Below are 600 nucleotides of genomic sequence, written 5' to 3' on the forward strand. Positions count from 1 at the left end.
ATGCACACCAACGGTACCAAGCTCTATTCGGCGCGCATCATCCCGTTTCGTGGGTCGTGGATTGAGTTTGCGACCGACATCAACAATGTCATGTATGCCTACATCGACCGCAAAAAGAAATTGCCGGTCACAACACTTTTGAGAGCCATCGGCTTTGAAAGTGACAAGGATATTTTGGAGATTTTCAACTTGGCAGACGAGGTGGCAGTGGACAAATCCAACATCAGAAGCATCGTCGGGCGCCGATTGGCGGCTCGGGTGCTACGCACTTGGGTGGAGGATTTTGTGGACGAAGACACCGGCGAGGTGGTTTCCATCGAGCGCAATGAGGTGCTTGTTGACCGCGAAACACTTATCGAAGATGGACATCTCCGTGCTATTCTCGAATCCGGTGCGCAAACGGTTTTGCTGCACCGCGAAGATATGAATATGTCGGATTTCGCGATTATCTACAACACCTTGCAGAAAGACCCGAGCAACTCGGAGCGCGATGCTGTGGTGTATATCTATCGCCAACTCCGCAGTGCCGACCCTGCCGATGATGCCAGTGCGCGTGAAGTGATTCAGAACTTGTTTTTCTCCGAAAAACGTTACGATTTG

At 51.2% G+C, this 600-nt stretch carries 1 pseudogene; it reads left to right on the plus strand.

Annotation, left to right across the window (positions count from 1 at the left end):
• Positions 1–600 (plus strand): annotated as a pseudogene (gene rpoB / locus ASC50_RS03320) (DNA-directed RNA polymerase subunit beta); the annotation flags it as partial.

Source organism: Candidatus Symbiothrix dinenymphae (genome assembly GCF_001431085.1).